This window comes from Streptomyces sp. NPDC056835, assembly GCF_042789485.1.
In the GTDB taxonomy this organism is placed as follows: domain Bacteria; phylum Actinomycetota; class Actinomycetes; order Streptomycetales; family Streptomycetaceae; genus Streptomyces.
This window is the reverse complement of the sequence record NZ_JBHUBB010000001.1, coordinates 460,173-483,293: the sequence shown is the minus strand read 5'-3', so window position 1 is coordinate 483,293 and position 23,121 is coordinate 460,173. Positions and strand designations below refer to the sequence as shown.

16 protein-coding genes are annotated in these 23,121 nt (G+C 69.9%); 14 read left to right on the top strand and 2 right to left on the bottom strand.

Translation table 11 applies throughout. The annotated features are described in order from the left end of the window. Positions 1-3: 3 nt before the first annotated feature. From ACFRMN_RS02180 to ACFRMN_RS02115, 14 genes are all read left to right on the top strand, one after another. On the top strand, positions 4-1,929 hold the full coding sequence (locus ACFRMN_RS02180) for a TIGR03960 family B12-binding radical SAM protein (protein WP_383011865.1): 1,926 nt from the start codon (positions 4-6) through the stop codon (positions 1,927-1,929). Between the two features lie 86 nt (positions 1,930-2,015). Continuing rightward, positions 2,016-2,549, top strand: a complete 534-nt coding sequence (locus ACFRMN_RS02175; protein ID WP_383011862.1) for a GNAT family N-acetyltransferase — start codon at positions 2,016-2,018, stop codon at positions 2,547-2,549. Between the two features lie 276 nt (positions 2,550-2,825). Continuing rightward, entirely contained in the window at positions 2,826-3,608 is a 783-nt protein-coding gene (locus ACFRMN_RS02170; protein WP_383011859.1) for a TIGR03936 family radical SAM-associated protein, read from the top strand. A gap of 232 nt (positions 3,609-3,840) precedes the next feature. Further along, on the top strand, positions 3,841-7,914 hold the full coding sequence (locus ACFRMN_RS02165) for an Rne/Rng family ribonuclease (RefSeq protein WP_383011856.1): 4,074 nt from the start codon (positions 3,841-3,843) through the stop codon (positions 7,912-7,914). A gap of 255 nt (positions 7,915-8,169) precedes the next feature. Further along, positions 8,170-8,490: a 50S ribosomal protein L21 gene (gene rplU / locus ACFRMN_RS02160; RefSeq protein WP_030352366.1), complete on the top strand. Its 321-nt coding sequence runs from the start codon at positions 8,170-8,172 to the stop codon at positions 8,488-8,490. 14 nt (positions 8,491-8,504) lie between these two features. Beyond that, the gene (rpmA, locus tag ACFRMN_RS02155) at positions 8,505-8,759 is read left to right on the top strand and encodes a 50S ribosomal protein L27 (RefSeq protein WP_249949347.1); all 255 of its coding nucleotides are present in this window, start codon (positions 8,505-8,507) and stop codon (positions 8,757-8,759) included. A gap of 129 nt (positions 8,760-8,888) precedes the next feature. Beyond that, positions 8,889-10,325: a GTPase ObgE gene (gene obgE / locus ACFRMN_RS02150; protein WP_383011853.1), complete on the top strand. Its 1,437-nt coding sequence runs from the start codon at positions 8,889-8,891 to the stop codon at positions 10,323-10,325. 318 nt (positions 10,326-10,643) lie between these two features. Continuing rightward, positions 10,644-12,149 carry a D-ribitol-5-phosphate cytidylyltransferase gene (locus ACFRMN_RS02145; protein ID WP_383011850.1) on the top strand — a complete coding sequence of 502 codons (1,506 nt, stop codon included), beginning with the start codon at positions 10,644-10,646 and terminating at the stop codon, positions 12,147-12,149. Positions 12,150-12,284: 135 nt separating this feature from the next. Then, the gene (locus ACFRMN_RS02140; protein WP_383011847.1) at positions 12,285-14,390 is read left to right on the top strand and encodes a hypothetical protein; all 2,106 of its coding nucleotides are present in this window, start codon (positions 12,285-12,287) and stop codon (positions 14,388-14,390) included. A gap of 155 nt (positions 14,391-14,545) precedes the next feature. Next, positions 14,546-15,805 (top strand): glycosyltransferase family 2 protein, encoded by a 1,260-nt coding sequence (locus ACFRMN_RS02135; protein ID WP_383011844.1) that lies wholly within the window; start codon positions 14,546-14,548, stop codon positions 15,803-15,805. 287 nt (positions 15,806-16,092) lie between these two features. Continuing rightward, positions 16,093-17,160, top strand: coding sequence for a glucose-1-phosphate thymidylyltransferase (locus ACFRMN_RS02130; protein WP_383011841.1), 1,068 nt, complete (start codon positions 16,093-16,095; stop codon positions 17,158-17,160). Beyond that, positions 17,157-18,143: a dTDP-glucose 4,6-dehydratase gene (gene rfbB, locus ACFRMN_RS02125; protein ID WP_383011838.1), complete on the top strand. Its 987-nt coding sequence runs from the start codon at positions 17,157-17,159 to the stop codon at positions 18,141-18,143. The genes ACFRMN_RS02130 and rfbB overlap by 4 nt, the downstream gene beginning before the upstream one ends. Continuing rightward, positions 18,140-19,021, top strand: coding sequence for a dTDP-4-dehydrorhamnose reductase (gene rfbD, locus ACFRMN_RS02120; RefSeq protein WP_383011835.1), 882 nt, complete (start codon positions 18,140-18,142; stop codon positions 19,019-19,021). The genes rfbB and rfbD overlap by 4 nt, the downstream gene beginning before the upstream one ends. A gap of 157 nt (positions 19,022-19,178) precedes the next feature. Further along, the gene (locus ACFRMN_RS02115) at positions 19,179-19,973 is read left to right on the top strand and encodes a class I SAM-dependent methyltransferase (protein WP_129771097.1); all 795 of its coding nucleotides are present in this window, start codon (positions 19,179-19,181) and stop codon (positions 19,971-19,973) included. Between the two features lie 92 nt (positions 19,974-20,065). On the opposite strand, the gene rfbC is transcribed toward ACFRMN_RS02115, so the two are convergent. Both rfbC and ACFRMN_RS02105 read right to left on the bottom strand, forming a co-directional pair. Beyond that, entirely contained in the window at positions 20,066-20,665 is a 600-nt protein-coding gene (gene rfbC / locus ACFRMN_RS02110; RefSeq protein ID WP_383011832.1) for a dTDP-4-dehydrorhamnose 3,5-epimerase, read from the bottom strand. A 58-nt stretch (positions 20,666-20,723) separates the two neighbouring features. Continuing rightward, positions 20,724-22,739, bottom strand: a complete 2,016-nt coding sequence (locus tag ACFRMN_RS02105) for a glycosyltransferase family 2 protein (RefSeq protein WP_383011829.1) — start codon at positions 22,737-22,739, stop codon at positions 20,724-20,726. Positions 22,740-23,121 lie beyond the last annotated feature (382 nt).

Here is a 23,121-nt window from a genome sequence, read left to right as displayed (position 1 = left end):
GTGATGTCTGCCGAATCGGTCTTCCCGCAGCTCGAAGCCCTGCTCCCGCATGTGCAGAAGCCGATCCAGTACGTCGGTGGTGAACTCAACTCCACGGTCAAGCCGTGGGACTCCACCGATGTCCGCTGGGCACTGATGTACCCGGACGCCTATGAGGTCGGGCTGCCCAACCAGGGCGTCATGATCCTCTACGAGGTACTGAACGAGCGCGAGGGCGTGCTCGCCGAGCGTACGTACAGCGTCTGGCCGGATCTCGAAGAGCTGATGCGCGAGCACCGGGTCCCGCAGTTCACGGTGGACAGCCACCGGCCGGTCGGCGCCTTCGACGTCTTCGGGCTGAGCTTCTCCACCGAGCTGGGCTACACCAACATGCTCACCGCCCTGGACCTCGCGGGCATCCCGCTCGCGGCCCGTGACCGTACCGTCGACCACCCCATCGTGCTGGCCGGCGGCCATGCCGCCTTCAACCCCGAGCCGATCGCGGAGTTCATCGACTGCGCGGTCATCGGCGACGGCGAGCAGGCCGTGCTGGAGATCACCGAGATCATCCGGGCCTGGAAGGCGGAGGGCCGCCCCGGCGGGCGCGAGGAGGTCCTTTTCCGGCTCGCGAAGACCGGCGGCGTGTACGTCCCCGGCTTCTACGACGTCGAGTACCTTCCGGACGGCCGTATCGCCCGTGTCGTACCGAACAAGTCCGGTGTCCCGTGGCGGGTGTCCAAGCACACCGTGATGGACCTCGACGAGTGGCCGTACCCGAAGCAGCCGCTCGTGCCGCTCGCCGAGACCGTGCACGAGCGGATGTCCGTGGAGATCTTCCGCGGCTGCACGCGCGGCTGCCGGTTCTGCCAGGCGGGCATGATCACCCGCCCGGTGCGCGAGCGCAGCATCACCGGAATCGGCGAGATGGTCGAGAAGGGGCTGAAGGCGACCGGCTTCGAGGAGGTCGGGCTGCTCTCGCTCTCCTCCGCCGACCACAGCGAGATCGGCGACATCGCCAAGGGGCTCGCGGACCGCTACGAGGAGGACAAGGTCGGCCTGTCCCTCCCGTCCACCCGCGTCGACGCGTTCAATGTCGATCTGGCCAACGAGCTGACCAGGAACGGCCGCAGGTCCGGGCTGACCTTCGCGCCCGAGGGCGGCTCCGAGCGGCTGCGCAAGGTCATCAACAAGATGGTCTCGGAGGAGGACCTGATCCGTACGGTCTCCACCGCGTACGGCAACGGCTGGCGGCAGGTGAAGCTGTACTTCATGTGCGGTCTGCCCACCGAGACCGACGAGGACGTCCTCCAGATCGGCGACATGGCGGTCAGGGTCATCGCCGAGGGCCGCAAGGTGTCCGGCCAGAACGACATCCGCTGCACGGTCTCGATCGGCGGGTTCGTACCCAAGCCGCACACCCCGTTCCAGTGGGCGCCGCAGCTCAGCGCCGAGGAGACCGACGCCCGTCTGGAGAAGCTCCGCGACAAGATCCGGGGCGACAAGAAGTACGGCCGCTCCATCGGTTTCCGCTACCACGACGGCAAGCCCGGCATCGTCGAGGGCCTGCTCTCGCGCGGCGACCGGCGCGTCGGCGCGGTCATCCGCGCGGTGTACGAGGACGGCGGCCGGTTCGACGGCTGGCGTGAGCACTTCTCGTACGACCGCTGGATGGCCTGCGCGGACAAGGCGCTGCCGGAGCTCGGCGTGGACGTCGCCTGGTACACGACGCGCGAGCGTACGTACGAGGAGGTCCTGCCCTGGGACCACCTGGACTCCGGTCTCGACAAGGACTGGCTCTGGGAGGACTGGCAGGACGCGCTCGATGAGACCGAGGTCGAGGACTGCCGCTGGACGCCGTGCTTCGACTGCGGTGTCTGCCCGCAGATGGATACCGAGATCCAGATCGGCCCCACGGGCAAGAAGCTGCTGCCGCTCACCGTCGTCAAGTAGCGGCGAGCGCGACGTAGCGCCGGAGGGCGCGCCCGGCGGCGGTTCTTCCGTGGCCGGGCCGCGCCGCGCGCCTGCACAATGGGCTGATGCCGCAGCTCATCGCTCCTGACATCCGGATCCATGCCTCCTTCCTGGACGCCATGAAGGAGTTCGTCGCGGAGGGCGCGGACGAGCGCTCGTTACTCCTGCACGAGATGGAGGAGTTCGGCGGGACCTGGCACCGGCCCGAGGTCTTCGCCGCGTATGTGGCGCGGCTCAACGCCGAGCCGCTGGAGGAGACCCCGCGGATCGAGGGGTGGGTGCCCAACACCACACTCTGGTACGTCGAGGGCGAAACCTTTCTGGGACGTCTCGCCATCCGCCACCGGCTCAACCCGTTCCTGCGCGAGCTGGGCGGCCATATCGGCTATGCCGTACGTCCCACCGCGCGGCGGCAGGGCCACGCGACCGCCATGCTCGCCGCGTCCCTGCCCGTCGCCCGTGCCATCGGCCTCGCATCCGTCCTGGTCACCTGCGACACCACCAATGTTCCGTCGCGGAAGGTGATCGAGGCGGCCGGTGGGGTACTGGAGGACCAGCGCGGCGGAAAGCTCCGCTACTGGATCCGGACGGGCGCCTGAGGCGCCCCGGCCCCGGCCCCGGGCGGGCGCCGGTGGGCGGGACCCCGTCCATCCGAGGGCGGGGAACCGTGGGAGGGCCGTACGCGTACTCTGGGTAGTACAACGATTGTCCCCGGCGCGTACCCCGCACCCGAGATCTCCCCGCGAAAGCGGGGCTGAGCCGGGACCCGGGGCCAGCCCCACGTCCGAGGGCGGCGCGTCACCGCGTACCGCCCGCACCGAGGAGAAGAACCACTGGGCAAGCGACAGCCCGAAGGCCCGCCACCCGCACCGGCGGTGCAGCGCGTTCGACTGCGCTACACCAAGCGCGGCCGCCTCCGGTTCACCAGCCACCGTGACTTCCAGCGCGCCTTCGAGCGGGCGCTGCGCCGCGCCGAGGTGCCCATGGCGTACTCGGCGGGGTTCACTCCGCATCCGAAGGTGTCGTACGCCAATGCCGCACCCACCGGCACGGGCAGTGAGGCCGAGTTCCTGGAGATCGCCCTGGTGGAGGTGTGCGACCCGGACAAGCTGCGTGAGCTGCTCGACGAGTCGCTGCCGGCCGGCCTGGACATCATCGACGCTGTCGAGGCACGTACATCGGGGCTCGCCGACCGGCTGACCGCTTCCGTATGGGAGCTGCGGCTGGACGGCGTGCGACCGGAGGAGGCCGGGCACGCCGTGTCCGCCTTCCTCGCCGCCGAATCTGTCGAGGTGGAGCGCCGTACGAAGAACGGACTGCGCACCTTCGACGCGCGGGCCGCCGTGGCCGCGCTGGAGGTGGCCCGTCCACAGCCTGATAGGCCGGGGGACGGGCCCTGTGCGATACTGCGGCTGGTTGTTCGGCACGTGACACCTGCCGTGCGACCCGACGACGTCCTGTCCGGTCTCCGAGCTGTGGCCGACCTGGCGCCGCCGGTCCCCGCAGCGGTGACCAGGCTGGCGCAGGGGCTCTTCGACGAGGAGTCCGGAACGGTGACCGATCCGCTCGCGCCCGACCGCGAGGCAGCCCGGCCCGCCCCACCCAAGGCCGCCGGACCCGCCGCCGCGAAGGCGCCGGAAGGTGCGGGTACCGCGTAGGGCGGTCGTTGTAGCGCAGCCCTGGGACTCGGGAGCCACCTGGGTCGGGCGGCGCACTGACCAGAAGACTTTCGCCAGGCCGTACGTACATCGCGTAGGGAACCGGCGAGCCAGACATAACAGCTCCCGTGCGGCGCCCGCGCCCCGGACGGCGGCATTCGCGCACCGCGCGAGCCGCGGCCGGACCGGAATCAGGCGTGGCGCCCGGGAGCGTGACGGGAGAACCCCCCGCATGCTTGAGCCCACTGAACCCGGTACCCCCGGGGACACCGACAACGAAGAGAACAACTCACCAAGCGATACGCTGCCGCCGCGCCGCAGGCGCCGCGCCGCGTCCCGCCCGGCGGGCCCGCCCGCCGCTGCCGCGGGGGCCGAGGGCGCCACGGGCGTCACTCGGACCGTGACGGAGACTGTCGCGCGGGCCGTACCGGCCGCCGAGGCCGCGGGGGCGGCAGCGAGCGACGGGACAGGCGTGACGGAGGAGCCGGTGGCCGCCGCGCCGCGTGCGCGCCGTCGTGCGACCCGTAAGACCGCAGCTCCCGCTCCTGAGGTGACGGTCGAGCCGGTCGAGGCCGCTGTGGCGCCTGAAGCCGTGGAGCCTGCTGTGGCGGAGGAGGAGCCGGTGGCCGCCGCGCCGCGTGCGCGCCGTCGTGCGACTCGTAAGACCGCAGCTCCCGCTCCTGAGGTGACGGTCGAGCCGGTCGAGGCCGCTGTGGCACCCGAGGCCGTGGAGCCCGCTGTGGCGGAGGAGGAGCCGGTGGCCGCCGCGCCGCGTGCGCGCCGCCGTGCCACCCGTAAGACCGCCGCTCCCGAGCCCGTCGCCGTCGAGGCCGCCGCCCCCGAGGCTCCTGAGGCCGTCAAGGCCCCCGAGGAGAGCCCCGCCGAGGAGACCGCGCCGGCCGGCCGTACGCGCCGCCGCGCCACCCGCAAGGCCACCGCGCCCGCCGGTGCGCCCGCGCCCGAAGCGGACGTGAGCGCCAACGGCAACGGCAACGGAGCCTCGGCGGGCGAGAGCCTGCCGCAGGCCACCGTCGCGCAGATCACCGCCGACGAGACCGAGGTCGAGGCCGCCGAGCAGGCCGCCACCCGCGGCCGTACGCGCCGCCGCGCCGCCGCGCCGGAGACCGGCGTCGAGGAGAAGCCCGCGCCCAAGGCCGCGCAGAGCGAGACCGAGGCGCCCGAGCGCTCGCGTCGCCGCGCCACCCGGCCCGCCGTGGCCGTCTTCCGCGCGCCCGTCTTCACCGAGCCGATGTTCCAGACCCCGGAGACGGCCGCCGCCATGGCCGCCGCCGTCCCGCCGGTGGACGACGCAGAAGACCTCGACGAGACCGAGGAAGAGACACAGGCCGCGGCGGTGCCCGAGCCCGTCGCCGCTCCCGAGCCCTCGGGCCGTCGCCGGCGCCGCCGTCGCGGCGAGCCCGCCGAGCCCGTGGAGGCCCCTCGGGCCGCCACGGAGGCGCCGCGGGAGCACGCAGAGGAGACCGCGGCCGAGCCCGACACGGAGCAGTCCGCCGAGGGTGACGACTCGGACGAGTACGAGGACCGTCCGTCGCGTCGTCGCCGCCGGGGCGGCCGTCGCCGTCGCCGCGGCGAGTCCGCGGACGCCGAGGACACCACGGACGAGCAGGACGAGTCCGGGGCCCATGCCGAGGACGAGGACACCGGCAAGGACGGCGAGCGGGCCGAGCGGGCCGAACACGACGAGGACGACGAGGACCACGAAGAGTCCGAGGCCCCCTCGGGCGGCGGCTCCTCCAGCAGCCGGCGCCGCCGTCGCAGGCGCCGTCGCAGTGGTGACGGCGGTTCCGAGGCGGAGTCCGGCGGGGACGACCCGGAGCGTACGGTCGTCAAGGTCCGCGAGCCGCGCAAGAAGGAAGAGCGCGAGCTGGGCACCGGCTCCGACGAGGTGCAGTCCATCAAGGGCTCGACCCGTCTGGAGGCCAAGAAGCAGCGCCGCCGCGAGGGCCGCGAGCAGGGCCGCCGCCGGGTGCCGATCATCACCGAGGCGGAGTTCCTGGCGCGCCGTGAGGCCGTCGAGCGCGTGATGGTCGTCCGCCAGAACGGTGAGCGCACCCAGATCGGCGTCCTTGAGGACAACGTGCTCGTCGAGCACTACGTCAACAAGGAGCAGGCCACCAGCTACGTCGGCAATGTGTATCTGGGCAAGGTCCAGAACGTACTGCCGTCGATGGAGGCCGCGTTCGTCGACATCGGCAAGGGACGCAACGCCGTCCTGTACGCCGGTGAGGTCAACTTCGAGGCGCTGGGCATGGCCAACGGCCCGCGCCGGATCGAGACCGCGCTCAAGTCCGGCCAGTCGGTGCTCGTACAGGTCACGAAGGACCCGATCGGCCACAAGGGCGCGCGTCTGACCAGCCAGGTGTCGCTGCCCGGCCGCTATCTGGTCTATGTGCCCGAGGGCTCGATGACCGGCATCAGCCGCAAGCTGCCCGACACCGAGCGGTCCCGGCTGAAGACCATCCTGAAGAAGATCGTCCCCGAGGACGCGGGCGTCATCGTCCGTACGGCCGCCGAGGGCGCCAGCGAGGACGAGCTGCGCCGCGATGTCGAGCGGCTCCAGTCGCAGTGGGAGGACATCAAGAAGAAGTCGAAGAGCGGCAACGCCCCGACGCTTCTCTACGGTGAGCCCGACATGACCGTCCGGGTCGTCCGCGACATCTTCAACGAGGACTTCTCGAAGGTCATCGTCAGCGGTGACGACGCGTGGCAGACCATCCACGGCTATGTCGCGCATGTCGCGCCCGACCTCTCCGACCGGCTGTCGCGCTGGACGAGCGAGGTCGACGTCTTCGCGACGTACCGCATCGACGAGCAGCTGATGAAGGCGCTGGACCGCAAGGTCTGGCTGCCCAGCGGTGGTTCGCTGGTGATCGACAAGACCGAGGCCATGATCGTGGTCGACGTCAACACCGGGAAGTTCACGGGGCAGGGCGGCAACCTCGAAGAGACCGTCACCAGGAACAACCTGGAGGCGGCCGAGGAGATCGTGCGCCAGCTGCGGCTGCGCGACCTGGGCGGCATCGTCGTCATCGACTTCATCGACATGGTGCTCGAATCCAACCGGGACCTGGTGCTGCGGCGGCTGCTGGAGTGCCTGGGCCGGGACCGTACGAAGCACCAGGTCGCCGAGGTCACCTCGCTGGGTCTGGTGCAGATGACCCGTAAGCGGGTCGGCCAGGGCCTGCTGGAGTCCTTCTCCGAGACCTGTGTCCACTGCAACGGTCGCGGTGTGATCGTGCACATGGAGCAGCCCACGGCGGCCGGTGGCGGTGGCAACGGCAAGCGCTCGAAGAAGCGCGGTCGCGGCGGCGCGGCCGGTACGGAGCACGAGCACGAGCACATCGAGATCGCGGCGGAGGCCGAGACCGAGGCCGAGGTGGCGGCGGAGGTGGCGGCCCCGGTCGCACTCGCCGAGCCGCTGTCCGACACGTTCGCGCCGGACGAGGAGCTGTTCAGCAGCGTGGCGGAGGCGGAGGCGTCCGTACGCGGCCGTTCGCGCCGCCGGGCGTCCCGCAAGGCGTCCGCCCCGGCGGGGTCGCCGAGGACCGCGGAGCCGGAGCAGGCGCCGGCGCAGGCGGCCAGGACCGAGGCCCCGGCCGCCGAGACGCGTGTCGAGGCGCCGGTGGAGACGTCGGCACCGGACGTGACGCCGGACGTGGCTCCGGCCGCCGGGCCTCAGGCGCCCGCCGAGGAGGCGGCCCCCAAGGGGCGTACGCGCCGCCGGGCCACGCGCAAGGCGACGGCCCCGGCCGGTTCGCCGAAGGCCGCCGACGCGGAGACCGCCGCCGAGGTGGTCCTGCCGGTGTCCGCCGAGCCCGAGCCAGTGGTGGCCGAGCCGGCCGTCGCCGAGTCGGCCCCGGCCGAGGCGCCCGCCGCCGAAGAGGCGCCGGTCGCGGCTCCGCCCAGGGCGCGCCGCAGGGCGACCCGTAAGGTCACCGCTCCGGCCGGTTCGCCCTCGGGCGCGGAGGACACGGCGATCGTCGTCGTGGAGACGGCCAGGGCAGAGGAGCCGGCCCCGGCCGACGAGCCCGCGAAGGCCGAGGAACCCGCGAAGGCCGAGGAACCGGCCACCGAGGAGCCCGCGGCCCCGGCCAAGAAGGCGGCCCGCAAGACCGCCAAGAAGGCCACGACGGCCAAGAAGACGGCCGCCAAGAAGACGACGACGGCCAAGAAGACCGCGGCGAAGAAGACGACGGCCAAGAAGACGGCCAAGTCGACGACGAAGAAGACCGCGGCGGCCGAGCGTATGACGCCCTCCGGCGTCACCGCCTCCACGGAGGACTGACGCCATCGTCCCCGGTCGCCGTACGGGCCACGCGTGAGCCCGTACGGCGCCGGGGGCGCGGGGAGCTGGTTTGACCCCCTGTACAGGGGCCCCGTACTCTAAACCTTCGGTGTGTTCCTAAGCGCGCCCACCTCTGAGCACCCACCTCCCGGATTCCCGGGGGAGGCCGCTCGTCCTGTCAGGAATCGCCACGGGCCCCGGTCCGTGCGAGCGGCTGGCATCAGAGGTTCCGTTCCGAGCGAGAGTGAGATCCGCGTGTACGCCATCGTGCGCAGCGGTGGTCGCCAGCACAAGGTTGCTGTCGGCGACATCGTTGAGGTTGACAAGATTCCCACTGCCAAGGTTGGCGACACGGTCGAGCTCTCGACCCTGCTCGTGGTCGACGGCGAGGCCGTCACCAGCGACCCGTGGGTGCTGGACGGCATCAAGGTCACGGCCGAGATCGTGGACCACCACAAGGGTGCGAAGATCGACATCCTTCGCTACAAGAACAAGACCGGCTACCGCCGTCGCCAGGGTCACCGTCAGCAGTACACGGCGATCAAGGTCACCGGTATCCCCGCGGCTGCGAAGTAAGGGACTGAGGAGACATGGCACACAAGAAGGGCGCATCGTCCACTCGGAACGGGCGCGATTCCAATGCTCAGCGGCTCGGCGTGAAGCGCTTCGGCGGTCAGGTCGTCAGCGCCGGTGAGATCCTGGTCCGCCAGCGCGGCACGCACTTCCACCCGGGCTCCGGCGTCGGCCGTGGCGGCGACGACACGCTGTTCGCGCTGAACGCGGGCGCGGTGGAGTTCGGCACGAGCCGCGGCCGCAAGGTCGTGAACATCGTTCCGGTCGCCTGAGCACTGAGCATCAGGCGCCTGTAGCACGGTTCTTCGCGAGGGCGGACCTCACTTCCCGGTGACGGGAAGCGGGTCCGCCCTTCGTGTGTTGGACGTATGACATTTCCGTATGTACTGGAGGCAATCCCCATGACCACCTTCGTGGACCGCGTCGAGCTGCATGTCGCCGCGGGTAACGGAGGCCACGGCTGCGCCTCCGTACACCGTGAGAAGTTCAAGCCGCTCGGCGGACCCGACGGCGGCAACGGCGGCCGTGGCGGCGATGTCATCCTCGTCGTCGACCAGTCGGTGACGACGCTGCTCGACTACCACCACTCCCCGCACCGCAAGGCCACCAACGGCAAGCCGGGCGAGGGCGGCAACCGCTCCGGCAAGGATGGCCAGGACCTGGTCCTGCCGGTGCCCGACGGTACGGTCGTCCTCGACCGCGGCGGCAATGTCCTGGCCGACCTGGTCGGGGAGGGCACCACTTACGTCGCCGCCGAGGGCGGCCGCGGCGGTCTCGGCAACGCGGCGCTCGCGTCGGCCCGCCGCAAGGCCCCCGGCTTCGCGCTGCTCGGCGAGCCGGGCCGCAGCGGCGATGTGGTGCTGGAGCTGAAGACGGTCGCCGATGTGGCGCTCGTCGGCTACCCGAGCGCCGGCAAGTCCTCGCTGATCTCCGTGCTCTCCGCGGCCAAGCCCAAGATCGCGGACTACCCGTTCACCACGCTCGTCCCCAACCTGGGTGTGGTGACGGCGGGTTCCACCGTCTACACCATCGCGGACGTCCCCGGTCTGATCCCGGGCGCCAGCCAGGGCCGCGGTCTGGGCCTTGAGTTCCTGCGCCATGTCGAGCGCTGCTCCGTGCTCGTGCATGTGCTGGACACGGCCACGCTGGAGTCCGACCGCGACCCGGTGACCGACCTCGATGTGATCGAGGAGGAGCTGACGCAGTACGGCGGTCTCGACAACCGGCCGCGGATCGTCGTCCTCAACAAGATCGACATCCCGGACGGCAAGGATCTCGCCGAGATGATCCGTCCTGATCTGGAGAAGCGCGGCTACCGCGTCTTCGAGGCCTCGGCCGTCGCCCATATGGGCCTCAAGGAACTGTCCTTCGCGCTCGCCGAGATCATCGCCAAGTCCCGCGCCGACAGGCCCAAGGAGGAGGCGACCCGGATCGTCATCCGCCCCAAGGCCGTCGACGACGCGGGCTTCACCGTCTCCCTGGAGGACGACGGGCTCTACCGGGTGCGCGGCGAGAAGCCCGAACGCTGGGTCCGCCAGACCGACTTCAGCAACGACGAGGCCGTCGGCTATCTCGCGGACCGGCTCAGCCGGCTCGGGGTCGAGGAGCAGCTGATGAAGGCCGGCGCGCGGTCGGGCGACGGAGTGGCCATCGGACCCGAGGACGACGCGGTCGTCTTCGACTGGGAGCCGACGATGATGGCGGGCGCGGAGATGCTCGGCCGCCGCGGTGAGGACCACCGTCTGGAGGCACCCCGTCCGGCGGCGCAGCGGCGCAGGGACCGGGACGCCGAACGGGACGAGGCGCAGCGCGCGTACGACGAGTTCCACCCCTTCTAGAGAGCCGCGGGTCCGCGGGTCCGCGGGTCGACGGGCCCGCGGACCCGTCGAGGCACGGGCCCGCTGACCGCTGTCGCGGTGGGTGACGACGCGGGCGCGTCGCGTAGGCTCTCATATGGGAGCAGCCGTGCTCCGACGTGAAACTTGTGTGGTGTCCTTCACGTACGACTCCTGGCACCGAACCATTGGTGTACTGGTCTTCGCAGGTGAATCAGGGGTTGCGTACCGGTGTCGCGGGGTTGTGGTCCACCTTGCACGAGGATTGCCGCGGGTGGGACCATCGCTACATCCTCTGAGCCCGCAAGGTAGGTCAGTCCTGTGTCTGCAACATCCGCGTCGCCCACGAAGTCCCGCACCACCGCTGTCGTCCTGGCGGGCGGAACCGGTCAGCGTGTGGGCCTGTCGATCCCGAAGCAGTTGCTGAAGATCGCGGGGAAGGCGGTCATCGAGCACACGCTGTCGATCTTCGAGCGGAGTGACTCGATCGACGAGGTGATCGTGCTGATGGCGCCGGGCTATGTGTCCGACGTGGAGAAGATCGTCGCGAAGGCCGGACTGACCAAGGTCACCCGGATCATCGAGGGCGGCGCGACCCGGAACGAGACCACCGAGCGCGCCATCGCCGCCCTGGGCGAGGGCCTGGCGGAGGGCGAGGACCGCAACGTCCTGTTCCACGACGCCGTGCGCCCGCTGCTGTCGCATCGCGTGATCAAGGACTGCGTGGACGCGCTGGAGCGCTACCAGGCCGTGGATGTCGCCATCCCGTCCGCGGACACGATCATCGTGACCCGTACGCACGGCGGCGACGGCGAGTTCATCACGGACGTCCCCGACCGCTCGCGGCTGCGGCGCGGCCAGACCCCGCAGGCGTTCAAGCTCTCCACCGTCCGCAGGGCGTACGAGGTCGCCGCGGGCGACCCCAACTTCCAGGCCACCGACGACTGTTCGGTGGTGCTGAAGTACCTGCCGGACGTGCCGATCTATGTCGTCGCGGGCGACGAGTACAACATGAAGGTCACGCAGCCTGTCGATGTGTTCATCGCCGACAAGCTCTTCCAGCTGGCCTCCGCCGCCGCTCCGCAGCAGTCCTCCGACGACTCCTACCGTGAGCTGCTGGCCGGCAAGACCCTGGTCGTCTTCGGCGGCTCGTACGGCATCGGCGCGGACATCGCGCAGCTCGCCGAGTCCTTCGGGGCCACGGTGTACGCGCTGGGCCGCTCCACCACCGGTACGCATGTCGAGAACCCCGAGCATGTCGACGACGCGCTGTCGCGCGCCTACGCCGAGACCGGCCGGATCGACTACGTGATCAACACCGCGGGCGTGCTGCGCATCGGCAAGCTGGCCGAGACGGACAACACCACCATCCAGGAAGCGCTGAACGTCAACTATCTGGCGCCGGTGCAGATCGCGCGCGCCTCGTACAAGTACCTGGTGGAGACCAAGGGCCAGCTGCTGCTCTACACCTCCAGCAGCTACACCCGGGGGCGTGCGGAGTACAGCCTCTACTCGTCCACGAAGGCGGCCATGGTGAATCTGACCCAGGCGCTCTCCGACGAATGGGCCGGCGAGGGAATCCGAGTGAATTGCGTGAATCCGGAGCGCACCGCGACTCCCATGCGCACCAAGGCATTCGGCCAGGAGCCGGAGGGCTCACTTCTCTCCTCCGAGGCGGTCGCCAGGACCTCCCTCGATGTGCTGCTCTCCGAGCTGACCGGCCATGTCATCGACGTACGGCAGCAGGACCCGACCCGCGGTGCCTCCGAGGCGTCGGACTTCGAGCAGGCTCTGGCCGCTGTCCTGGACCGTCAGGAAGATGTGTAATAATTCTTGACAATCTTTGACACGGGCCTCTGTGGTCGCCGACGCGCGAATCACGGAGGCCCGAGTTCGTGAAGTCCTCTCTTCACATTTTCGTCGCAAGGTCCTATAGCCGGCACGGTCTGGAGCAGGTATTCCGTGATTTCGACAGCCATTCGCCTGGCCCGGGTGGGCAGCGGATCAGAGCTGGCAGCCGCACTTCTTCTGGGTCTGAGTTTCCCGTGCGTCATGCTCGCCGCGATAATTCCCAACATCTGGTTCTTCGCCGCGGCCGCGGCGGTGAGCTATCTCGCGGACACCTATCTGCATCAGCGCGGCAGCTATCTGGTGAACCGGCTCGCCAAGGTGCGGGCCGGTCTGTCGATCCGCTTCCTGATCCGGCAGATGCTGCTGGTGCTCCTGGTCGCGCGCTCGGGCCTCGGTGAGGACCGGATCTTCTATGTGACCGTCGTCGCCGTGCTGCTGTTCTACGGGCTCCAGGCGCCGCACGGCGCGATCGTCACCCTGCTCCGGCTGCGCCGCAGGCTGCCCGTCGTCACCCGCAATATCGACCTCGGCGCCATCAGGATCCCCAACGCCCCGCCGCGCTGGCTGCTCAGCCGCTCCGCCGAGAAGATGCTCCACCTGGACATCTTCGCCATGGTCGGCGTGATCATCACGCTCCAGGCCCGCGACAACCTCTACGGCTACGCCGGGCTCGGCCTCAGCGTGCTCCTCGCCGTCGGCTATATCGTCGCGCTGCTGCCGTATCTGCGGCCGAGCCGGCTCGTGCCCAACGCCGAGAAGGTGCTCAAGGCGGTGGACGGCTGGCTGGCCGACTACCGGCCGACCGTGATGCTGTACTTCTCCGGCTCCAAGGAGTCCGCGTACCAGGTCAACATGTGGCTGGAGACGATGGGGCAGCTCGACGGACGGCCACTGATCGTCCTGCGCGAGCGCGTCATCGCCCAGCAGCTGGTCCCGACGGCCGTGCCGGTGCTCTGCGTCCCCGGCGGCGTGCATCTGATGAATCTGGATCTCTCGACGGTCCGGGTCGCGCTCTACGCGGCCAACGTCGGCAAGAACATCCATATGCTGCGCGTCCCGACCATGAAGCATGTCTTCATCGGGCACGGCGACAGCGACAAGCTGGCCAGCGTCAACCCGTACAGCAAGGCGTACGACGAGGTGTGGACCGCGGGCCGGGCCGGACGTGACCGGTACGCGCTGGCCGATGTCGGGGTGCGCGACGAGGACATCGTCGAGGTGGGCCGTCCTCAGCTGGCGCCGATCGAGCCGGCCGGCGGCTCGACGAAGAACCCCGTCCCCACGGTGCTGTACGCGCCCACGTGGGAGGGCTGGGACGACAGCCCCGGCAACACCTCGCTCCTGCTGGCCGGCGAGAACATCGTCAAGCGGCTGCTGAAGGCCGAGCGCCCCGTCCGGGTGCTGTACAAGCCGCACCCCTTCACCGGTACGCGCAGCGCCAAGGCGAAAGCCGTCCACGAGCGGATCATCGCGCTGGTGGAGAAGGCCGCCGCGGAGCGCGCCACCGATGCCCGCTGGGCCCAGGACGCGGCCGGGCTCCGCGAGGAGCAGGGCGCGGCGCGGACCGAGCTGGCCCGGATCGGCGCGCGGCTGACCGAGCTGTCCGGCGGGGCCGACGCGAGCAGGGACGAGGCGGAGGAGTCGCGCGACTCCAAGGCCGACCCGGCCAGGCAGGCGGAGCTGACGCGGCTGAGGCGCGAGTGGAACGGCGCGTACTGGCGTTCCTTCGGCTGGTGGGAGCACCGGGTCATCAGCGGCTCGGAGCCGGCCCTGTACGACTGCTTCAACGAGTCGGACGCCATGGTCTCCGACATCTCCAGCGTCGTGTCGGACTTCATCGCGAGCGGCAAGCCGTACGCGGTCACCGACTCCGCCGAGCTGGGCGCGGAGGAGTTCAAGCGGCAGAACACCGCGGTACGGGCCGCCGTGATCCTCTCCAACAGCGCGAAGGAGCTGGACCAGCTGCTCGCCGCGGTCGCGGACCCGTCCGCCGACCGGCTGGCCGAAGCCCGTCATGAGCTGAAGCGTTATCTGCTGGGTCCGGACGAGCCGACCTCGATCGAGCAGTTCGACGCGGCGACGCGGGCGCTGGCGGCGAAGTCGCTCGCCCGCAACGTGGGCGTCGAGCAGCGGCTCGCGGAGCCGGAGGCGGCCCCCGCGCCGGACGACTCCGCGCCGTCCGAGCCCCGGGCCGAGGACTCGCCCGTGGGGGGCTGACGTCCCCAGCGGTTTTCGGGCCCGGCAGGGCGCCTAGGGGCGTACTGCCGGGCCTTTGTCGTTTCAAGGGGCCGGAACGCGGTTGTGATGGGCATCACACGGCCGGTGACCGAGGTGGGACAACCAACTTTCAGTGGCACTTGTCTTGAATTGTGATGAACACCAAGTCTCTTCCCGATGTCAGTGTGATCGTCGGAGCGTACGACGCGATGCCCTATCTGATCCGCTGCCTGGAGTCGGTCGAGGCCCAGACGCTGGGTCCCGACCGCATCGAGATCGTCGCCGTCGACGACGGCTCGACCGACGGCACGGGTGATTACCTGGAGGCGTTCGCCGCGCGGACGGCCATCCCCACCAGAGTGGTGCGCCAGGCCAACTCGGGCGGCCCCAGCGGGCCGCGCAACGTCGGTCTGGGCATGGCGCGCGGCCGCTACGTCTTCTTCCTCGACGCCGATGACTACTTAGCCGATGAATCGCTCGAACGCCTGGTCGCCATGGCCGACCGCGCGGGTACCGATGTGGTGCTCGGCAAGGTCGAGGGCGTGAACCGAGGCGCTCCCGGTTCGATGTGGAACCGCACGGCCGAGCGCGTCGACATCTACAACTCGCAGGTCATCTACACGCTGAGCGCGCAGAAGCTCTTCCGCCGCGAGCTGATCGAGCGGCTGGGGCTGCGGTTCGACGAGGCCCTGAGGACCGGTGAGGACGCCCTCTTCACGATGGAGGCGTACATCCGGGGCAACGGCGTCTCGGTGGTCGCCGACTACACCTGCTACTACCTGGTCGGCCGCGACGACGGCAAGCACGTGACCAAGACCGGCGGCCACGAGCTCCGCTTCGAGGCCACGGGCGCCCTCATGGCGCTCATCACCGAGCTGGTGCCGGCGGGCCCGAAGCGCGACCGGTTGATGGTCAGACCCTTCACGGTCGGACTGATCCAGCAGTTCGGCCACGGGATGCTCAAGCAGCCGGAGCGAATACGACAGCACAAGCTGGAGCTGGCGGCGCCGCTGATGGAGCGGTACTGGACGCCCGGAGTGGCCGCGCGCATCAAGGTCGCCGAACGGCTGCGGCTGGAGTGCGTCGCGCTGGGCCGGCTCGATCTGCTGGCGGACATGCTGGCCTTCATCAGGGCGGAGACCGTGCCCGAGGTGGTCCACCGGGGCAGGGTCCGTACGCCCTATCTCGTCTTCCCGCACTTCGGCGACAAGAGGAGCGGTCTCGGCGACGCCTCGTACGAGGTGACCGTGCCCGACTGGCTCGGCAAGCCGGGGCTGCGACGCATCGAGGCGCCCGAGGCGGTACGCCGACGCAAGTCGCTGGCGCGCAGGGTGGCGCGCCGGGTGCGTGCGCAGGTACGGGCCCTGGCCGTGTCGAGACCGCACGGTCCGCTGCCAACCAGGCCCAGGCCGTGAGGAGTTGGGCCGTACGGCGGAGGTACGGGGTGGTGCGCCGGGGGCGGGGGCGAGCGGTACGGCGGTAAGGGCCCGCGCGTCCGCCCCGCGCGTCTGCCCGCGCGCCCGCCCGCGCGGGGCTGCCGGAGTGCATATCCGTGCACGCCAGAGCGCCCTTTCGCGCATCCCTTATGCACCGGTTCACTCCTTCGAGATGGCCAGCGGCGGGCCGCACAGGAAATCGTAGGTAAAATCGGACTGTCGGGCGACGCCCGGGCAGCATCGGAATCTCAGCAGGGATAGGGATAGTGAAGGCTCTCGTACTGTCCGGCGGGGCGGGTACCCGCCTGCGCCCCATCACGCACACCTCCGCGAAACAGCTGGTCCCCGTGGCGAACAAGCCCGTGCTCTTCTACGGGCTGGAGGCCATCGCCGAAGCGGGGATCACCGAGGTCGGTGTGATCGTCGGCGACACCGCGGCGGAGATCCGCGAGGCGGTCGGCGACGGCTCGCAGTTCGGCATAAAGGTCACCTACCTCCAGCAGGACGCCCCTCTCGGGCTGGCGCACGCCGTCCTCATCGCCCGTGAGTTCCTGGGCGAGGACGACTTCGTGATGTACCTCGGTGACAACTTCATCGTCGGTGGCATCACGGGGCTGGTCGACGGCTTCCGTGAGGAGCGCCCCGAGGCGCAGATCCTGCTCACGAAGGTCCCCAACCCCACCTCCTTCGGCGTGGCCGAACTCGACGGCGCGGGCAGGGTGGTGGCCCTGGAGGAGAAGCCCAAGGAGCCGAAGAGCGATCTCGCGCTCGTCGGCGTCTATCTCTTCACCCCCGCCATCCATGAGGCCGTGCGCTCGATCGAGCCCTCCTGGCGCGGTGAGTTGGAAATCACCCACGCCATCCAGTGGCTGATCGACCAGAAGCGCGACGTCCGGTCCACGACCATCTCCGGTTACTGGAAGGACACCGGCAATGTCGCCGACATGCTGGAGGTCAACCGCTCTGTGCTGGAGACCGTCGAGCCGTGCCGTGACGGCAGCGTCGACGAGGCGACGGAGATCATAGGGCGGGTCAGGATCGAGAAGGGCGCGCGGGTCACCGGCAGCCGGATCGTCGGTCCCGCGATCATCGGCGCGGACACGGTGATCAGCGACGCCTACATCGGTCCCTTCACGTCGGTCTCCGAGAAGTGCAGGATCGAGGACAGCGAGATCGAGTACTCCATCGTTCTGCGGGGCTCCTCGCTCACCGGCGTGCGCCGGGTGGAGGCATCGCTGATCGGCCGCGATGTCGAGATCACCCCGGCGCCCCGTAACCCGTCCGCCCACCGACTCGTCCTCGGTGACCACAGCAAGGTGCAGATCTCTTCATGACCGACAGGATTCTCGTGACCGGCGGTGCCGGTTTCATCGGCTCGCACTACGTCCGTACGGTCCTGGGCCCCCAGGGCCCCGGCGATGTCGAGCTGACCGTCCTCGACAAGCTCACCTACGCGGGCAACCCGGCCAACCTCGACGAGGTCCGTGACCACCCCGGGTTCTCCTTCGTCCAGGGCGACATCTGCGACCCCGAGCTGGTCGCCAAGCTGATGGCCGAGCACGACCAGGTGGTGCACTTCGCCGCCGAGTCGCACGTGGACCGCTCCATCGACGGCGGCGCGGAGTTCGTCCGTACGAATGTCGTGGGCACGCACACCCTGATCGACGCCGCGCACCGCGCCGGGGTGAAGACCTTCGTGCATATCTCCACCGACGAGGTCTACGGCTCGATCGACGAGGGTTCCTGGCCGGAGACCCACCCGCTGGAGCCCAACTCGCCCTACTCCTCGGCGAAGGCCTCCAGCGATCTGATCGCGCTCTCGTACCACCGCACGCACGGCCTCGATGTGCGGGTGACCCGCTGCTCCAACAACTACGGGCACCACCACTTCCCCGAGAAGGTCATCCCGCTGTTCATCACGAACCTGCTGGACGGCAAGAAGGTCCCGCTGTACGGCGACGGCGGCAACATCCGCGACTGGCTGCACATCGACGACCATGTGCAGGGCATCGAGCTGGTCCGTACGAAGGGCCGGGCCGGTGAGGTCTACAACATCGGCGGCGGCACGGAGCTGTCCAACAAGGAGCTGACCGGGCTCCTGCTGGAGGCGTGCGGTGCGGACTGGGACACCAGCGTCGAGTACGTCACCGACCGCAAGGGCCACGACCGCCGCTACTCCGTGGACTGCTCCAAGATCCGTACGGAGCTGGGGTACGAGCCCCGCAAGGACTTCGCCACCGGCCTCGCGGAGACCGTGGAGTGGTACCGCGAGAACCGCGCCTGGTGGGAGCCGCTGAAGGGGCGTGCCGCGCTGTGAGCCGCTGGCTCGTCACGGGCGCCGGCGGCATGCTGGGCCAGGATCTGCTGGCCCGGCTCGCCGGGGCCGGGCAGAGCGCGGCAGGGCTGGACCGTACCGCGCTGGACATCACGGACCCCGGCGCGGTGCGTGCCGCCCTGGCGGCCCATACGCCGGAGGTCGTCGTCAACTGCGCCGCCTGGACGGCCGTGGACGACGCCGAGGCCAAGGAGCCCGAGGCGCTGGCTGTCAACGGCACGGGGCCCCGGGTGCTCGCCGAGGCGTGCCAGGCGTCCGGCGCCGTCCTGCTCCAGGTCTCCACGGACTACGTCTTCGCCGGAGACGCCCGCACCCCGTACGGCGAGGACGACCCCACGGCCCCGCGCAGCGCGTACGGCCGTACCAAGCTGGCGGGGGAGCGCGCGGTCCTGGACACCCTCCCGGAGACCGGGTTCGTCGTCCGTACGGCCTGGCTCTACGGCGCGGGCGGAGGCAACTTCGTCCGGACGATGATCAAGCTGGAGGGGATCAAGGACACCCTGGACGTGGTGGACGACCAGCTCGGCCAGCCCACCTGGACCGGCGACCTCGCGGACCGGCTGGTCCTGCTGGGCCTGGCGGCCCTCGCGGGGACGGCCCCGGCCGGGGTCTACCACGGCACCAGCGGCGGCGAGACGACCTGGTTCGGGTTCACCAGGGAGATCTTCCGGCTGCTCGGCGCGGATCCGGAGCGGGTCCGTCCGACCACCAGCGAGGCGTTCGTACGCCCCGCTCCCCGGCCCGCGTACAGCGTGCTGGGACACGATCGGTGGAAGGCCGCGGGAATCGAACCGATCCGTGACTGGCATACGGCTCTCGGCGAGGCGTTCCCCGCGCTGGTCCGGGCCGAGCGGGGCTGAGCGGGCGCTCAACGGGGGCTTGGCGTGGGGCCGAGCGGGACTGCGCGGCCAAATGAGTGTTACTGGCCAGTAGATGTTTACGTACAGCCAGGAGGCCCACTAAGTTCACTGAGAATCAATCCCTGCGTTGTTTGATTCTCAGTGAAGGGCCCCTTACGTGGATCGCCACGGCTTCCTGCGCCAACTGCACCGTGTGTACAAGCCCCGCACCTACTTGGAAATCGGGGTCAATGACGGCCGCAGTCTGGCTCTGTCCCGGGTTCCGTCGGTCGCGGTCGACCCGGCGTTCCGGGTCGTCACGGACATCAGCTGCGATGTCCACCTGGTCAAGGCCACCAGCGACGATTTCTTCGCCCGCAAGGATCCTTTGATCCATCTGCGCAACGGCCGCAACCCGTTCCGCGCGCTCGCCCGGCGTGACCCGGTCAACCTTTTCGGCGGTGACCCGAAGCTGGAGCTGTCGTTCATCGACGGCATGCATCTCTTCGAGTTCGCGCTGCGCGACTTCATGAACGTCGAGAAGCACTCCCGCTGGTCCAGCGTGATCGTCCTGGACGACATGCTGCCGCGCGACGTCGACGAGGCGGCGCGCGACCGGCACACCAAGTTCTGGGCCGGAGACGTCTACAAGGTGGCCACGGTGCTGCGCCGCTACCGTCCCGACCTGCTGGTTGTCGACGTCGACACCGAGCCGACCGGGGTGGTGGCCATCTTCGGCGCGAACCCGGAGAGCACGGTGCTGAAGGACGCGTACGACAAGATCATCGAGGAGTACGTCGTACCGGACCCGCAGGACGTGCCCGAAGAGGTGCTGGTCCGTAAGAACGCGGTACGGCCCGAGGCGCTGCTCGGGGCGGGTTTCTGGCCAGGTCTGGCCCGCGCCCGTAATCTGCGCCGCTCGCGGTCGGCGTTCGCGCCGCTGCGCCGGCAGATCGAGGCGGTCACCGGCTGATCGAAGCGGGCGCCGGCTGATCCCGGTATCCGTACGGAGGGGCCCGGGCGATTCATGATCGCTCGGGCCCCTCCCGTATGCGCCGGGGCGGCTCAGCCGCGGGCGGCCAGCTCGGTGTAGTACGCCGTGCAGTCCTCGTACGACGGGAGCAGGCCCTGGGCCTCGGCCTCCGCGAGGGTCGGCGCCGCCGCGTCCTTGTCGGAGAGCAGCGGGGTGATGCCCTCGGGCCACTCGATGCCGAGCGCCGGGTCCAGCGGGTTGATGCCGTGCTCACGCCCCGGGGCGTATCCCTCGGAGCACAGATAGACCACCGTCGCGTCGTCCGTCAGCGCCATGAACGCGTGGCCCAGCCCCTCGGCGAGATAGACGGCGTGATGATCCACATCGTCCAGCCGCACCGCCTCCCACTGCCGGTACGTGGGCGAGCCGACCCGGATGTCCACGATGACGTCGAGCACCGCGCCGCGCACGCACTTCACGTACTTGGCCTGGCTGGGCGGTACGTCGGCGAAGTGGATCCCGCGCAGCGTGCCGCGGCTGGACACCGAGCAGTTCGCCTGCGCGAGACGCAGCGGGTGGCCGGCCGCCTCGGTGAAGTCCGACGCCTTGAACCACTCGTGGAAGCTGCCACGGCTGTCCGGGAAGATCTTCGGCTCATGTACCCAGGCGCCTTCGACCGAGAGCTGCCGCATGTGATCACGTCCTTGTTCTGTGTGCTTGTCACTCATTGCTCGGGAGGAGCGCGGCCGGTCAGAGACGGGCGGCGAGCCGGCGCACCCTCTTGCGCGCCGAGGAGGGCAGCCGGCGCACGATCGGGCCGCCGGCCGAGCGGAGCACCCGGCGCAGCGTCGCCCGGCGGCGCTTCACCGTCACCGCCCGGACGAGCAGCGGGTCGACCACGTCCAGACCGCTCTGGTCCAGCTGGATCCGGCCGCCGTGGCCCACGGGCACCTCGCAGAGCGGCAGCACGGGCCCCTTCGGCCCGTCCAGCCGTACCGAGAGCTGTGCCGGTCCGGCCGGCAGGTCCGGCACCCGGGCGGGGATCCCGAGGTGGGCCCGGCCCTGGTCGGGGCGGAGCGTGGACGGCGCGGTCCGCGCGTTGCCGTCCGCCGGGGTCAGCACCAACTCGACCGCCTGGGAACCGGACTTGGTGCCGGTGAACACATCGAGGCGCAGCTCGGGACGGTTGCCGGGCATCCGCCGCGCGGGCCGGTCCGCGAGATAGGTGGCCATCTTCTTGGCGCGGCCCGCGACATCGAGGGTGAGGTTGCCGTGCGGGTCGGTGAAATACGGGATCACCGGCCGCGCGGGCGAACCGAGCAGCGCGGGAAGGCACTTGGTGTCGACCGACGCCGCGCGGTCCGCGCCGAGCCTGGCCTTCCGTACCAGTCCGAGCCCGCGCAGCGGCACCCAGACGTCCCAGAAACCGCGGGAGACCCGGCCGCGGCCCTTGACCGCCTCGCTGGTGACCTCGCCGGTGCCGTGCAGGACGACCTCGTACGTGTCGTCGCCCAGTGACTCGATCTTGGTGGTGAACTCCGCTACGCACGGCCACTCGACGGCGGTCTCGCGGTTACGCAGCGAGAACTCGCCCTTGAAGCTGTCCATGTCGTCGGTGACATCGAGGAGTTCACCGTCCGGCAGCAGACCCTCGGTGATGTCCGGGTGCAGGAAGTAACGCTTGTCGCGGCGGACCAGCCGCAGCGGCTCCTTGTCCTCCCCGTGGACGAGCCGGCCGGTCACGGTGAGAACGGCCTTGCCGTCCGGCTGCCAGTCGAAGTCCTCCAGCCGGGCCGCGCCCTTCACCGACTTGGCGAAGCGGGCGATCTTCACCAGCCCCTGCCGGTCGTCGGCGCGCAGCAGGGTGGAGCGGAGCCTGACCAGCGAGCCGAGGCCGTCGTGCACTCCGTCGTGCATGAACTCCTCGGCGAGCGGACGGATCGCGTCGCACATCTCGTCGAGGTATTCGGGCGTGTAGTTGACCACGGACGGCTCGCTCAGCCGGCCGAGCATCTCGACCCGGTAGAAGCGCCGCAGCAGCCGGTCCCGGAATTCACCCGGTTCGGTGTTGTTCACGACGACCTTGAGGACTTCGCGCAGGTTGCCGTAGTAGCCGGCCGGCACGATCTTGGCGGAGCCGGCGTTCTGGCCGTCGTCCCGCTTCGAGTAGTAGTAGCAGGTGTAATTCCCCAGGATCGATACGACCTTGGCGGGGAAATACGCCTCCATCATGTACAGCTGGTCCTCAAGGCGCCGCTTGCCCTCGGGGTACGCGATGCCGTTCTCGCGCAGGAACTCCGTACGGAACATCTTGTGGGGGGTGAGGCTGTCGTACAGCGGGGCATTGCTCAGGTCGCACTTCTCGCGGTTCTTCTTGAACACGCCGTGCGGGACGCCGCGGAAATTGGACGCGACCTTGCCGATCACGATGTCCGACCCGTTGCGGTGACCCATCTCATACAGCCGTCGCAGCGCGTCGGACGCCATGTGGTCGTCCTGGTCCACGAACTGGACGTACTCACCCCTGGCCTCGGCGACGCCGATGTTCCTCGGCTTGCCCGGCCAGCCCGAGTTGGGGATGTGGATCACCCGGAAGTGAGGGTGCTCGGCCGCCAGCTTGTCCAGGCGGGCCGGGCTGTCGTCGGTCGACCCGTCGTTCACGAAGAGCACTTCGAACTCCGCCGCCGGCAACGTCTGGGCCAGCAGTGAATCGATGCAGGGGTCGATGTACTTCCCGGGGTTGTACACCGGAATGACGACGCTCACTTTTACTGGCATTGCAGATTGGCCCATCTCGTGTGTGGTTGCGCGGGGAGTTCAAGTGGGGGGAGTCGCCGCCATCGGCGAGCGTGCGGGCGCCGTGGAGCCCAGCTTATCCCTGCGCGGGCGGCGACGTTTCCCGGCTGTTGTTACACCTGACAGACTCTCTTCACCGGCATCCGGTTGCACTGCGGGCGCGGGTTCGCCAAGGGGGCGGGCTCATCGGCCGCCGGGAGCGGGCCCGCCGGCCGCGTCCCACCCACTGAAATGCCTCGTCGGCCGGGGAGTCGTCCGCGTACGCTGAGCGACCGGCGGACGGCCAGCCGGCGAGCGGTCGGCCGGTGAGGTGTGGCCGACAGTGAGAGCAGAGGCACAGCACGTGGCAGCG